The organism is Arthrobacter sp. 10N418 (assembly GCF_056394725.1).
Map to the genome: position 1 here is coordinate 67,634 of NZ_JBFTIK010000013.1, position 13,755 is coordinate 81,388.

Here is a 13,755-nt window from a genome sequence, read left to right on the forward strand (position 1 = left end):
TCCGGCCTAGCGCCGGGAGAAGAGCTTGGCGAAGAATCCGGTCTTGGTGCTGGTTTCATCCTCATGGCCGCGGCACCGATCAGCGCCGGGTACGTTCCGCATGACCTGCTCAACGTGCTGGCCGCAGCCGGCCCACGTCGTCTTACCGCATTTCTTGCACGTAACTGCACGGCACATTCGTTGTCTCCTTCGGTAGATTCCCTCATCATACCCCCGGGGGTATGAGCCCCAAAAGATGGCCAGACGCGAAGGGACGGGACACCGGCTCCGGCGGCAGTGCAGGTTCCCTACAAGGGCAGCCCTTGGGTGACCGGACATTGATCCGAACCGAACCCAGGTTCTCGGCGAAATAGCGTTTCGCTCCGGGTAAACAGGGCTGGCGCGGAGGCCCAGGCGGGCGCACCATGAAAGTACCGGATTCGACATATGTCTCAGGCGGAATCCGGGATCGAACGCCCGTCTCGCACGGGTGAGCTATTTCAAAGCGGACGGCCCTGCCGCGCCGCGGTTACAGGGAACCCGCGGCGGCCCGCTGTCCGCACATGATGATGATTCGCATCCTCGTGTAGGAGCAAGCAGATATGTCCATCACTCCCGTAACAAAGAAATCCAGCCCCTTCGGGGCCAAGGTTGCCCTGATCTCGGCCGTGTCTTTGGGGCTCATCGGAGGCCCTGTCGCCTTGGCCGCACCGGCTCAGGCGTCAACCTGGGACCACGGTTGCACAGTCGATCCGTTGAAGCCCACGACCCGTTGGGGCTTCCGCTGGGATTCCCAACAAGTGGACTTCCGGGTCTCGGTGTCATGCCGTGGCGACAAGACCGTCGAAATCCGCCAACGGCGTTTCGAAGACGATCACGGACGCAGGCACGAAGACTTCCTTGGTTCCTCAACGTTCCGGGAGTCGTTCGATAACCGGGACAGGTCCGTCACGGTGCACAGCTTCGACCGCGTGCCGAATGTTGATCGCCGCAGCCATGAGGAGGTGTTCCAAGTCGTCTCCTTCCGTGTCCGCAGCGGCAACAACGGCAGCTGGTCCGACTGGACTAACTGGGAAATGAGCGACGTCGCAACCATTGGCAACTGATTGCTGAAGGGTCCCGGCACCGTCACGTGCCGGTCCAGCACAGCAAAGGCCAGGGGCCCGCGCCCTTGGCCTTTCCGTGCCGCTCCCCCGGGCTCTTCCCTCCGCTCCGCTAGAAGAGTGCGCCTGCTACCGCCTGCGTCAACTGGTGGATGACCTCGGTGCGCTGCGGGACATCACTCTGGTCAGCGCCCTTGGTGTACACGACGAAGGCGTAGGCCTTGCCGTCCTTGGCGAGGATGCCGGCGTCGTGCAGCTCCCCGCCGAGCAGCCCGTACTTGTGGAACACGGTGACGCCGTCGGGCACGGCAGCGGGGATGAGCGTTTCGTAGTTGGTGTCCTGCATGTAGGAGAGCAACTGCGCGGTGTCGTCGGGGTCCAGGAGCGTTCCCGCGTAGAGACCGGCCAGGATCTTGGCCATCTCCGCGGGGGTCAGCGTGTTTGTTTCGGGGTCGTAGCTCACCCCGATGGAGGCCGCATAGTCCTGAAGTTCCGGGTGGCCGACCGCGTCCATGATCAGCGACCACGAGTCGTTGTCGCTGTCCTGGATCATTTCCTTGATCTGGAATCCGGAGGTGTAGTCCCCGAGGGAATCATCCAGGGACGCCGCGCCCGTTTCGACGAGATGGTAATACGCAACAGCCGCCAGGACCTTGGCGGTGCTCGCGGCCACGAACGGCTCCTGGACGCCGTATTCGTGCGCCGCGCCATCGGACAGCTCGATCAGCGCCACACCGATCTGGTACTGGCTGTTGGCATTGATAATTCCGCTAAGTTCCGCGTCGAGCGCTTCATTGATGGATCCTGTTTTCGCTGATGGTGTCATTCCGGCCGCAGGGGCAGCCGGCCCCGGCGTTCCGGCGGGCGCCGCTGGTGCCAGCGTCCGCGGCGCGGCGGATTTGGCTTCGGCGGCGGTGTAGATGGTGGCGGCCAGTGCCACGGCCAGGACAGCCGCGCACACCGTGAGCATTAGCCGGCGGACCCGGTCCGGAGACCAGCGCCGGCGCCTCCCGATCGCAGTGCGGCGGAACCCGTAACGTGGCTGTGGCGGCGTGTGTTCTTCCATGATGCCTTCAAGCTAGCCACGCCAGCTATGCAGGAGCTATGAAACAGCTGTCACCCATCAACAGCCCATCGACGCGGTGGACCTCACAAGGACTTTGACCATGACCTACACTGCGGCGAAGGCAGCCGGCTTTGACGCCGCCGAATTCTGTTGGCCGTTTGAACCGCACCGCGAGCCCTCCGAGACCCAGGACGGGCTCGCCGTGGCAAACCTCGCTGCGGCGGCGGCGGCGGTTTCCCGGATCGGCGGTTCGGTCCTCCTGGAACCGGTCAGCGGCACCCCAAAATACCCGCTCCTCACAGCCGGCGACGTCCTCTCGGTGATCCCGGACGGTGGCCCCGCGGCTGGCCATCCCACGGAATACAGCACTCGACGACGGTGTTGTGCACCACAGCCTCTTAATTCCACGCCCCACTCAAAGGATCCCCATGAGCCCCAATCCGACCATCAAGCTTCAGCCGGGCACGAAGGCCCCGGACTTCACCCTGCCCGACGCCCGCGGCAAGTCCGTATCCCTGGCGGACTACCGCGGCAAGAACGTCATCGTGTACTTCTACCCGCAGGCCGCAACACCGGGCTGCACCACTGAAGCCTGCGACTTCCGCGACAACCTCGCCTCCCTGCAGGGTTCCGGCTACGAGGTCCTGGGCATCTCGCCCGACGGTCCGGATGCCCTGGCCCACTTCACCGGCGACTTCGCCCTCACCTTTCCCTTGCTGGCGGACGAGGACCACTCCGTGGCTCTCGCCTACGGTGCCTGGGGCGAAAAGCTGGTCAACGGCGAGGTCACCGAAGGCATCGTCCGTTCCACCGTGGTCCTCGATCCCCAGGGCAATGTGAAGCTCGCGCAATACCAGGTCAAAGCACAGGGCCATGTTGCGGCGCTGAAGGAAGAGCTCGGCGTTTAGCTCCCCGGTTTTCGCGGCGTTTCCGGACAGCTGCAGCCGGATCCACGCAGCGGCTGTCCGGAAACGCCGCGGAAACGGCGCGCAGCGGTCCGGCATCCCCGGGCTTGGCTACGCCCGGGTCCCCGCCACGACCGTGGCCGTGGACCGGAGCCGGATGGCGCCGTCGTGCTCGTAGCGGCCCAGCATCTGGAACACGTCCAAGCGGATCAGTTCCCGGGTCTCCTTGTCGGCCTGGGCCAGCCCGAGCACCACCGGGGCCGCGATGTCGGTCATGAATTCCCAGTATCTCTCCGGCGACTCGTGCACCAAGTCCGTGCTGACCTTGTGCTCGGCCACGTCAATGAGGCCGGCGCCGGTGAAGACCCTGGACATGAAGCCTTGGGCGGCGCATCGGAAAAGTCCCGGGGCTCCCGCGGGCGGAACCGGCCGCTCAGCGTGCCGGGCGATCGTCCCCAGGATGAGGCTGGCCCATGGATTTTCCGCGGCCCGGCCCCAGACGGCGGCACTGATCCGAGCGCCGGGCCTGGCCGTGCGGACCATCTCTGCCAGGGCGGCGGAGATATCGGGGAAGAACATAAAACCGAAGCGGCAGAAGACAGCGTCGAAGCTGTCGTCGGCGAACGGCAGCGCGGCGGCGTCACTGACGGCGGTGCGCACGTTGACGAGGCCGCTGGCTGCGGCTCTCTCGGCCGCCACTTTGAGCATGCCCTCCGACAGATCGGTCAGCGTGACATTGCCGTCCGGAACCAGGGCGGCCGCGGTCAGCCCCGGCTCACCGGTGCCGGCGGCGACGTCAAGCACGGCGGAGTTCCGGCGGAGACGTGCCTCCCGGATCATGGCATTCCCGAACGGTGCATGCCAGCCCTGTACTTCAGCGTCCCATTTCTTCCAGCCGGCCGAGAACTGATCCCAGATGCTCCGTTGCTCGTCACGAATGTGGTTGGCCGAGTCTGACATGGCGTTTCCCCCTAGCTAGTCCATACCTAGCTCTCCCCCACCCCAAGTGTCCACCCCTGGCACAGCCGGAGCAATGAGACCGCCGGCCGGCAGCCAGGGCGCGTGGCGGGCGCGGGGGGCAGTACTCTTAACGGCATGTCTTCCCCAGAAACTCCGGCGCCCCAGCCGCGCGAGATCACTGTGCGACGGGCACCGAAATACGTGCCGTTCCTGATCCTCGGCGGGCTGGTGGGCGTCGTCGTCGCCGCGGTGCTTGCCTACGGAGTTCCCGGGGATGCGAGCTTCGACCGCAGTTCGGTCTTCGGCTTCTTCATGATCCTGTGCAGCGCCGGAGGTGTCCTCCTGGGCGCCGTCGTGGCGCTCGTGCTGGACCGGCTGAGCGTCCGACGCGCCGAGCGCGCCGTCGTCGAGCCCGTCCCTGATTCGGTTCCCGAGGCCGACGGCGACGACGTCCGCTGAGCCGGCCGCAGGTCACAAACCGGCTGCCGGGAAAGTCCCGGCGCACATCGTGAGATAATCGACCAGTGGCACGCGGCGATGGAACACTTTCTCATGATCTTCTCCCTGGCGAAAAGGGCCCTCAGGACGCTTGCGGCGTCTTCGGGGTCTGGGCACCAGGTGAAGAGGTAGCAAAACTCACCTACTACGGGCTGTACGCGCTGCAGCACCGCGGTCAGGAGTCGGCCGGCATAGCCACCAGCGACGGTAAGCGGATCAACGTCTACAAGGACATGGGGCTCGTGTCCCAGGTCTTCGACGAGACCACGCTGAACACCCTGACCGGGCACCTGGCCGTCGGCCACTGCCGCTATTCCACGACCGGCGCCAGCCACTGGGCCAACGCCCAGCCCACTCTCGGCGCCACCGCCACGGGCACCGTGGCCCTGGCCCACAACGGCAACCTGACCAACACAGCCGAGCTCAAAGCCATGATCATGGACCGCAACGGCGGCCACCTCAGCGGCGAAATGAAGCAAGGCAACACCTCGGACACCGCCCTGGTCACCGCACTCCTTGAGGGCGAAGAGGGCATATCCCTCGAACAGACCGCACTGGAACTCCTGCCCAAGATCAAGGGCGGCTTCTGCTTTGTCTTCATGGACGAGGGCACCCTTTACGCGGCGCGCGACACCTACGGCATCCGTCCGCTGTGCCTGGGACGGCTGGAACGCGGCTGGGTCGTCGCTTCCGAACAGTCCGCCCTGGCCACCGTCGGCGCCAGCTTCATCCGCGAAATCGAGCCCGGCGAATTCATCGCCATCGACGAGGACGGCGTGCGTTCCCAGCGCTTCGCCGAGGCGACGCCGGCCGGCTGCGTCTTCGAGTACGTCTACCTCGCCCGCCCGGATGCCTCCATAGCAGGCCGCTCCGTGTACGAGTCCCGTGTCGAGATGGGCCGCCAGCTGGCCCGCGAAAACACCCAGGAAGCGGACATCGTCATCCCGGTTCCGGAATCGGGCACACCGGCGGCCGTCGGCTACGCCGAGGAATCCGGCATCCCGTTCGCGCACGGCTTCGTCAAGAACGCCTACGTGGGCCGCACCTTCATCCAGCCCTCGCAGACCCTGCGCCAGCTCGGCATCCGGCTCAAGCTCAACGCCCTGGAATCGGTGATCCGCGGCAAGCGCGTCGTGGTGGTGGATGACTCGATCGTCCGCGGCAACACCCAGCGGGCCATTGTCCGGATGCTCCGCGAAGCCGGCGCCGCCTCCGTGCACGTCAAGATCTCCTCTCCGCCGGTCCAGTGGCCCTGCTTCTACGGCATCGACTTCGCCTCCCGGGCGGAGCTGATCGCCAACGGCGCCACCATCGAGGAAATCTCCCAGGCCATCGGCGCCGACTCGCTGGCCTACATCTCCGAGGACGGCATGATCGACGCGACCCGCCAGCCGCGCGAACGCCTCTGCACCGCCTGCTTCACCGGCAAGTACCCGATCGAGCTTCCGGGCGCGGACAAGCTCGGCAAGAACCTGCTGGAACGCACGGACCTCGGCGGCCTGCCCGCCGCCGCCACGACGATTGCCCCTGCCCGCCAGGCAGACCCCGCCGCCAGTATCAGCCCCGACGAGGATCCGGCCGACAAATCCGGTGCCGACGGCTGCGATCCGGGCCCGGACGCCGAGTTCGAGGAACTGCTCACCGACGCTGATCGCGTCCACCCCGTCGATCATGCAACCGTTGCCGACAAGAAAGAGCCCGTATGACTTCCGCTTCCCCGGCCGCCGACATGAACGCCGCCCAGAACGCCGCAGGCATCACGTACGCCTCTGCCGGCGTCGACGTCGAGGCGGGCGACCGCGCCGTCGAACTCATGAAGGACGCCGTCAAGGCGACCCACAACTCCTCTGTCATCGGCGGCGTCGGCGGATTCGCCGGCCTCTACGACGTCTCCAGGCTGCTCACCTACAAGCGCCCGCTGCTGGCCACCTCCACCGACGGCGTCGGCACCAAAGTGGCAATCGCCCAGGCCATGGACATCCACGACACCATCGGCTTCGACCTCGTCGGCATGGTGGTCGACGACATCGTCGTCGTGGGCGCCGAACCGCTCTACATGACCGACTACATCGCCTGCGGCAAGGTTGTCCCCGAGCGCATCGCGGACATCGTCCGCGGCATCGCAGCCGCCTGCTCCGTCGCCGGCACCGCCCTCGTGGGCGGCGAAACCGCAGAGCACCCGGGCCTGCTGGGTGAGCACGAGTACGACGTCGCCGGCGCCGCCACCGGTGTCGTCGAAGCCGCCGACCTCCTCGGCCCGGACCGCGTCCGCGCCGGCGACGTCGTGATCGGCATGGCATCCTCGGGCCTGCACTCCAACGGCTATTCGCTGGTCCGCCGCGTGATCAACCACGCCGGCTGGGCCCTGGACCGCCAGGTCTCCGAACTCGGCCGCACCCTGGGCGAGGAGCTGCTGGAACCCACCCGCGTCTACGCCGCGGACTGCCTGGACCTGGCCCGCACGTTCCCGGTGAACTCCGCCCGCGGCGTCCACGGCTTCAGCCATGTCACCGGCGGCGGCCTCGCCGCCAACCTCGCACGTGTCCTCCCGCAGGGCCTGCTGGCCACGGTGGACCGCGCCACCTGGGAGCTGCCGGCCATTTTCAAGCTGGTCTCCGAGCTCGGAAACGTCCCGCTGCCGGACCTTGAGCGCACCTTGAACCTGGGCGTGGGCATGGTCGCGATCGTCTCCGCCGACGTCGCCGACGCCGCGGTGAACCGCCTCAACGACCGCGGGCTGCCGTCCTGGGTCATGGGCACCGTGGAAGAGAACTCGGACTCGATCCTCAAGACCGGCCCGGACTACGTACAGGGCGCCAAGGGCGTCGACGGCGGCGCGGTCCGCCTGGTCAACGCCTACGCCTAAATGCCCCATCGAGTGCTCCATAACGGCCGTTTAGCAGCTTCAAAACGGCGCTAATGGAGCACTCGATGGCGTTTAAAGCTCAAGCAGGCTGAACACTCCGCCTTGGGGATCCTGGAGGGTGGCGATAATGCCGGCCTCCTCGACCTCCTCCGGCTCCACGAGCACCACACCGCCCGCAGCCACGGCCGCGTCCACCGCGTCGGCGACATTGGAGACGCCGAAGTACACCTGCCACCCCGCTTGGAGGGGAACCCCGACGGTCGCCGGCAGCGGGGCGATCCCGGCGACCTCCGTGCCGTTGACCATGAGGGTCGTGTAGGTGCCGCCGTCGTCCTGGGGGTACTCGGTGACCTCATGCCCGAACAGCTGCTGGAAGAATCCGACGGCGGCTTGCGGCTCGGGCGTAAGCAGCTCGGCCCAGGCCAGCGCGCCGGGTTCCTGGCTGCGGGCGGCCCCGAAATGGCTCCCTGCCTGCCAGGCCCCGGTGGTGCCGCCGCCCGGCGGGGCGAAGAAGACCATCACGCCAGTGTCATTCACGGCTTCAGGCCCGAATTCGACGGTTCCGCCGGAATGCGCCAGTTCGAGGACAAGGTCCTGCGCATCGTCCGCGGCGAAATAGACGTGCCATTGTCCCTCCGCGCCGGAGGCTTCCTGCTGTGGGTTCTGCGGGGCGATGACCGTGACAAGTTCATCGCCCACGAAAGCCTGCGCGTAGTTGCGGCCGTCCGGAGTGGGCAGGTCCTCGTAGCGCCAGCCGAAGACGGCCGCATAGAAATCCTTCGCCGCGTCCACGTCCCTGGTCTGGAGGTCCGTCCAGCAGACTTCGCCCTCACTAAACGCTGTGCGAACTGTCATGGCTAACCTTCCAGGATGAACCGCGTGGATTCCGGATGCGTCCGGCAGAATCAACCTAGCCTGAGGGCCCGGCCGGGACAACTGCGCGGCACGTGGCGGCACGGAGGCCATGGCGGCCACGTGCCCGGGCAGCAGAAAACCCGCCGTCCACTCCGTGATGGGAGCGGCCGGCGGGCCTGAAATCATGTGGTCGGCAATCCGCTAAGGAAGAACATGCCGGAAAGAAGTGTCGACTAACCTATCCGACGGGAATCTACCTCGTCGTCGTCCTCTTCCACATCGTCCGCGTACTTATCCACATAGGCCGAATAATCCGGCTCAACAGGCTCGCTCGAGAAACGACTCGGTGCACGACCCTCAGAACTCTTGAGCTCGCGCTGAAGAGCAGAGTAGTCAGTGTTCGGGGAGTAGTACTTAATGTCCCGAGCCTGCTTGGTAGCTTTTGCCTTTTGACGGCCGCGCCCCATGGCGTGACCCCCTTTTGTACTCGGACCGGAGGTGGTCACCATTGGCGTTAGTGAGGCCCCGGAATGTTTGGTCAATTTGTCGTACACCTAGATTACATGCTTTCGGCCCCGGCTGCTTGCCGGTCCCGCCCCTGTGGAGAACGTGGCGTCTGCCGCAACCGGGTCAGTGGCCGCCTGGGCATGCGAGCGTGCAGGCTTCTTCGATAGAGTTCCGTAGTGGACTCCCGGAAAAGGGCCACGGTGCCGTGCCTCCAGCAACGGTCAAGACGCACGGAAGTGGTGAATTTCTCAGTGACTGAAGAGAACGCAAGGCACGATGCCGGGGTGCCTGGGACTCCCCCTGCAGGCGAGCCCGGCGGCAGGCAGTTCCCTTCGGTGCCCCCGCGTCCGTCATCGCCGCCGACGTCGGCGTCCCCGGTGGTGCCGCCGGCCGTCCAGCCTTCCGCGCCGCCGTTCACCCCTCCGCAGCCCCTGCGCCCCGCGGTGCCTCCGGTCGAACGCGAGCGCAGCCGCAAGCCCGGCCGCCCGGCGTCCGGCGCCGCAAAGCTCGTCGCCGGCAGGGTTGCCGTTCTCGGCGGCTGGATGAGGACACAGAGTCCCAAGCGGGTCGGCGCCGCTGCAGCCGGACTCGTGTTCCTGGGGCTTGTGATCTGGTGGGCAGCGTTTTCGCTCGGCGGCGGCACGAAGCCCACAGCCGAGCACAGCACGCCGGCTACCGGCGCGGCTTCGTCGTCGGCACCGGCCAGCCGCGGACCGCTGCCGCTGGAAGGAGTCAACCCTTTGGAATTCCAGCTGGGCGACTGCTTCAAAGACTTCGACCCGAATTCGACGCAGGCCACAGTCGTCGCCTGCGACACCGGCCACTCGGCCCAGCTGGTCGCCATCGACCGCTATCAGGCTTCGGATGCATACCCCGGCCGGGACCCGCTCAAGCAGAAGGCCCTGGATGCCTGCAATTCGGCACCCATCACGAAGAAACCGGCCGACTACATCCTGAGCTACAAACTCGCCTACCCGAGCTCCTCCAGCTGGGATAAGGGAGACCGGCGCGTGGACTGCTACGCCGTCGCGGACACCGGCAACGTCATCCTGGAGTCCCTGCTCCCCCAGACCTAAGCGCGCAGCTCCAAGCGCCCAGCTGGACTCAAGCGTGCTGACAGCCAGGCCGTGGCCCGGCCGTCAGCACGCTCCTGCCGGCTGTTACGCCGCGTCCTTGCGCCGGACGGAGAGGCCGCTGCCCGTGGAGGCGCCGCCGTCGGGCCGGTCCCCAGTGCGCGCGCCGCCCATGGTGAGCTCCATGAGGTCAGGTGCCGTGTCCACCAGCACGGTGTCCCCGTCCGCGATCTCGCCCGACAGGATGGCTTTGGCCAGCCGGTCGCCGATCTCGCGCTGCACCAGGCGGCGCAGCGGCCGGGCACCGTAGGCCGGATCAAAACCGGTCACGGCCAGCCAGGCGCGGGCGCCTTCGCTGACTTCCAGGTTCAGCCGGCGCCCCTTGAGCCGCTCGCCGAGTTCCTTGACCTGCAGCTCCACGATTTCGGAAAGCTCCTCGACGTTCAGCGGGTCGAACAGCACGACTTCGTCCAGCCGGTTCAGGAACTCGGGCTTGAAGGCTGCGTGCACAGTGGCCATGACGGCGTCCCGTTTGGCGGCCGCATCCAGGCCGGGATCGACCAGGAACTGGCTGCCCAGGTTCGAGGTCAGCACCAGGATCACGTTGCGGAAGTCCACGGTGCGTCCCTGGCCGTCGGTGAGGCGGCCGTCGTCGAGCACCTGCAGGAGGATGTCGAACACCTCCGGGTGGGCCTTCTCCACTTCGTCCAGCAGCACCACGGAGTACGGGCGGCGGCGGACAGCCTCGGTCAGCTGGCCGCCCTCCTCGTAGCCGACGTAACCAGGAGGGGCGCCGACGAGCCGGGCTACGGAGTGCTTCTCCGAGTACTCGGACATGTCGATCCGCACCATGGCGCGTTCGTCGTCGAACAGGAAGTCCGCGAGGGACTTGGCGAGCTCGGTCTTGCCGACGCCCGTGGGACCCAGGAACAGGAAGGAACCAGTGGGCCGGTTGGGGTCGCTGATCCCCGCGCGGGCACGGCGGACGGCGTCGGATACCGCGGTGACGGCCTTCTTCTGGCCGATCAGCCTCTCCCCGAGCACATGCTCCATCTCCAGCAGCTTCTGGCTTTCGCCCTGCAGCATGCGCCCGGCGGGGATGCCGGTCCAGGCCGAGATCACTTCGGCAATGTCATCGGCGGTGACCTCGTCGGCCACCATGAGCTCCTGCTTGGGGCCTCCGCCGGCCACGCGGGCCGACTCCGCTTCCGCGGCGGCGTTCAGCTCCCGCTCGAGCGCAGGGAGCTCGCCGTAGAGGATCCGGGAGGCGGCCTCGAGGTCGCCTTCGCGCTGGTACTTGTCCGCGGCGGAACGCAGCTCGTCGAGCCGGGCTTTGAGGTCGCCGACATGGTTCAGTCCGGCCTTCTCGGCCTCCCAGCGCGCATTGAGGGCGGCCAGCTCTTCCTTCTTGTCTGCCATGTCCGCGCGCAGGGCGGCGAGGCGTTCCACGGAGGCGGCATCGGTCTCGCCGGCCAGGGCGAGCTCTTCCATGGTCAGTCGGTCCACGGAACGGCGCAGCTGGTCGATCTCCTCCGGCGCGGAATCGATCTCCATGCGCAGCCGGGAGGCGGCCTCGTCCACGAGGTCGATGGCCTTGTCCGGAAGCTGCCGGCCGGAGATGTAGCGGTTGGAGAGCGCAGCCGCGGCCACGAGGGCGGAGTCCGCGATCGCGACTTTGTGGTGGGCTTCGTACCGCTCCTTGAGGCCGCGCAGGATGCCGATCGTGTCATCCACGCTCGGCTCGCCCACGAACACCTGCTGGAACCGGCGCTCCAGGGCCGGGTCCTTCTCAATGTTCTCGCGGTACTCGTCCAGGGTGGTGGCGCCGATCAGGCGGAGCTCGCCGCGGGCGAGCATGGGCTTGAGCATGTTTCCGGCGTCCATGGAGCTGTCCCCGGTGGCGCCGGCGCCCACCACGGTGTGGATCTCGTCAATGAACGTCACGATCTGCCCCTCGGAGTTCTTGATCTCCTCCAGGACTGCCTTGAGCCGCTCCTCGAATTCGCCGCGGTACTTGGCGCCGGCCACCATGGAGGCAAGGTCCAGGGCTATCAGGGTCTTGCCCCGCAGGCTTTCAGGCACGTCGCCGGCCACGATCCGCTGGGCCAGGCCTTCGACGACGGCGGTCTTGCCCACCCCGGGCTCGCCGATGATCACAGGGTTGTTCTTGGTCCGCCGGCTCAGGACCTGGATGATGCGGCGGATCTCGGCGTCGCGGCCGATCACGGGGTCCAGCTTGCCGGCGCGGGCGATCGCGGTGAGGTCGGTGCCGAACTTCTCCAGCGCCTGGAAGGTGTTTTCCGGGTCTGCGTTGTTCACTTTGCGGTCTCCGCGCACCCCGGGCAGCGCGGCGAGCAGCGCCTCGTGGGAGGCGCCGGCGTCCCGGAGAAGTTTCCCGACGCCGTCGCTCCCTGAGGCGAGACCGAGCAGCAGGTGCTCGGTGGAGACGAAACTATCGCCGAGCCTTTCGGCCTCGTTCTGGGCATTCTTGATGGCCTGCATGGCGGTGCGGGACAGCTGGGCCTGCTGCACGGAGCTGCCGGAAGTGGAGGCGAGAGCCTTGATGGCGGTGCTCGCCTGGACGCTGACCGCGTCCGGGTCGGTTCCGGTCGCGCGGAGAAGGGCGACGGCGACACCCTCCCGCTGGTCCATGAGCGCCTTGAGCAGGTGTGCAGGCTCGAGCTGCGGGTTCCCGGCCGTCGAGGCGTTCATGGCTGCTGCCGAAAGAGCCTCCTGGCTCTTGGTGGTGAATTTGGCGTCCAAAGAGAGCTCCTTCCGGAATGGTACTGAGTCAAAGTTGAGTCTAGCGCGCTCAACTTTGCAATTGTCCCCTTGGGCTCCATGTTTGCCCACAGCGAAACGGCTGTCTAGGGCCGGAGGGCGGAGGTGCCGGGGGCGGGGCGGGCACGGGAACGGGCGCGGCATGGGCATAGAATCTCTGCACCCCCACTGGACATGCTCTCCGGCACCCCGCACCGCCGGACATGATCCCGAAATGCCCATTCTCGGAGACCAGCACTGAGCATGTCCCCCAGGGCGCCCCGGATCCAGGGGTAAGTCCGCTGCTGTCCGCGCCCGACCGGCGGACCCATCGCCGCGCGCCCCGCCCGACCACTGGACATGCTCTCCGGCACCCCGCACCGCCGGACATATCCCCCTCATGCCCATCTCCGAAGCCAAAGACTGAGCATGTCCCCCAGGGTGCCCCGGATCCAGGAGCATGTCCCCTGTCCGCGCCCGACCCACGGACATGTCACCCCGCACGCTGGACCAGTGGACATGTCCCAAAAATATGCCACCGACCCGGAAAGCGATTCGGTGGCCGGCTCCCCCAAGGAGCCGTCCACCGAATCAAATACCCTTCATCCGAAATCTTGTCACACTTTTGACAAAAACTGTCATGCCATGCGCGAATGTCGTCCCGGGCGCGTCGGTATTGTGGGAACCATGGACCAGTCATCTGCATCCCCGCAAACCGAACACCGGAGCGTCTTCCTGGACAAGGCGCACCCGGCAGCGTGGCGCGCGCTCAACGGCCTGGGCTTGAAAGCCAAGGAAGCGGCGGCGGATGCGGGCCTCGACGGGTCCCTGATCGAGCTACTCAACGTCCGCATTTCGCAGATCAACGGCTGCGCCTTCTGCCTGGACCTGCACGTTGGCGACGCCGTGAAGAACGGCGAGTCCGCCCAGCGCCTTGCCGTCCTTGCCGCCTGGCGGGACACCGGCCTCTTCACGGAGAAGGAGCGCGCCGCTCTGGCCCTGGCCGAGGCTGTCACCAACATCTCCGACGCCCGCGCGCGCGAACGCGAAGGCGGCCAGGCCCGGAAGCACCTCACGGCCGAGGAATTCTCCGCCGTGAGCTGGTTAGCGATCACCATGAACGCCTTCAACCGCGTTTCCATCGTCAGCCAGCACCCCGTCCGCCCGGCCCGCGACTAGCAGG

General features: G+C 66.8%; 13 protein-coding genes and 1 pseudogene. 8 read left to right on the forward strand and 6 right to left on the reverse strand.

The features are described from left to right. Positions 1-6: 6 nt before the first annotated feature. Positions 7-177 (reverse strand): hypothetical protein, encoded by a 171-nt coding sequence (locus tag AC1DCZ_RS11960; protein ID WP_476974773.1) that lies wholly within the window; start codon positions 175-177, stop codon positions 7-9. Positions 178-581: 404 nt separating this feature from the next. Between AC1DCZ_RS11960 and AC1DCZ_RS11965 the strand changes: the two genes are divergently transcribed. Further along, complete coding sequence (locus AC1DCZ_RS11965; RefSeq protein WP_476974774.1) at positions 582-1,085, forward strand: hypothetical protein; 504 nt, start codon at positions 582-584, stop codon at positions 1,083-1,085. Between the two features lie 109 nt (positions 1,086-1,194). Here the strand turns inward: AC1DCZ_RS11965 and AC1DCZ_RS11970 are convergent, their stop codons facing one another. Then, entirely contained in the window at positions 1,195-2,148 is a 954-nt protein-coding gene (locus AC1DCZ_RS11970; protein WP_476974775.1) for a serine hydrolase, read from the reverse strand. A gap of 181 nt (positions 2,149-2,329) precedes the next feature. Between AC1DCZ_RS11970 and AC1DCZ_RS11975 the strand changes: the two are divergent. Beyond that, positions 2,330-2,473, forward strand: a pseudogene (locus AC1DCZ_RS11975) (hydroxypyruvate isomerase); the annotation flags it as partial. A gap of 103 nt (positions 2,474-2,576) precedes the next feature. Further along, complete coding sequence (gene bcp, locus AC1DCZ_RS11980; protein ID WP_476974888.1) at positions 2,577-3,056, forward strand: thioredoxin-dependent thiol peroxidase; 480 nt, start codon at positions 2,577-2,579, stop codon at positions 3,054-3,056. 108 nt (positions 3,057-3,164) lie between these two features. Here bcp and AC1DCZ_RS11985 read toward each other — a convergent pair whose 3' ends face one another. Beyond that, positions 3,165-4,013 (reverse strand): class I SAM-dependent methyltransferase, encoded by an 849-nt coding sequence (locus tag AC1DCZ_RS11985; protein WP_476974776.1) that lies wholly within the window; start codon positions 4,011-4,013, stop codon positions 3,165-3,167. 135 nt (positions 4,014-4,148) lie between these two features. Between AC1DCZ_RS11985 and AC1DCZ_RS11990 the strand changes: the two genes are divergently transcribed. The 3 genes from AC1DCZ_RS11990 (at position 4,149) to purM (ending at position 7,377) form a co-directional block, all read left to right on the forward strand. Further along, the gene (locus AC1DCZ_RS11990; RefSeq protein ID WP_476974777.1) at positions 4,149-4,472 is read left to right on the forward strand and encodes a hypothetical protein; all 324 of its coding nucleotides are present in this window, start codon (positions 4,149-4,151) and stop codon (positions 4,470-4,472) included. Positions 4,473-4,537: 65 nt separating this feature from the next. After that, positions 4,538-6,217: an amidophosphoribosyltransferase gene (gene purF, locus AC1DCZ_RS11995; protein WP_476974778.1), complete on the forward strand. Its 1,680-nt coding sequence runs from the start codon at positions 4,538-4,540 to the stop codon at positions 6,215-6,217. Then, entirely contained in the window at positions 6,214-7,377 is a 1,164-nt protein-coding gene (purM, locus tag AC1DCZ_RS12000) for a phosphoribosylformylglycinamidine cyclo-ligase (RefSeq protein ID WP_476974779.1), read from the forward strand. The genes purF and purM overlap by 4 nt, the downstream gene beginning before the upstream one ends. Before the next feature lie 72 nt (positions 7,378-7,449). Here the strand turns inward: purM and AC1DCZ_RS12005 are convergent, their stop codons facing one another. Together AC1DCZ_RS12005 and AC1DCZ_RS12010 are read right to left on the reverse strand one after the other, a co-directional pair. After that, the gene (locus tag AC1DCZ_RS12005; RefSeq protein WP_476974780.1) at positions 7,450-8,232 is read right to left on the reverse strand and encodes a VOC family protein; all 783 of its coding nucleotides are present in this window, start codon (positions 8,230-8,232) and stop codon (positions 7,450-7,452) included. Between the two features lie 233 nt (positions 8,233-8,465). Then, positions 8,466-8,699: a DUF3073 domain-containing protein gene (locus AC1DCZ_RS12010; protein ID WP_082492711.1), complete on the reverse strand. Its 234-nt coding sequence runs from the start codon at positions 8,697-8,699 to the stop codon at positions 8,466-8,468. Positions 8,700-8,990: 291 nt separating this feature from the next. Between AC1DCZ_RS12010 and AC1DCZ_RS12015 the strand changes: the two genes are divergently transcribed. Further along, a complete protein-coding gene (locus AC1DCZ_RS12015) occupies positions 8,991-9,815 on the forward strand; it encodes a septum formation family protein (protein ID WP_476974781.1) in 825 nt (274 codons plus the stop codon). A gap of 84 nt (positions 9,816-9,899) precedes the next feature. Here the strand turns inward: AC1DCZ_RS12015 and clpB are convergent, their stop codons facing one another. Beyond that, positions 9,900-12,575: an ATP-dependent chaperone ClpB gene (clpB, locus tag AC1DCZ_RS12020; RefSeq protein WP_476974782.1), complete on the reverse strand. Its 2,676-nt coding sequence runs from the start codon at positions 12,573-12,575 to the stop codon at positions 9,900-9,902. Positions 12,576-13,259: 684 nt separating this feature from the next. Here clpB and AC1DCZ_RS12025 point away from each other — a divergent pair. Continuing rightward, on the forward strand, positions 13,260-13,751 hold the full coding sequence (locus AC1DCZ_RS12025) for a carboxymuconolactone decarboxylase family protein (protein WP_476974783.1): 492 nt from the start codon (positions 13,260-13,262) through the stop codon (positions 13,749-13,751). Positions 13,752-13,755: the final 4 nt, after the last annotated feature.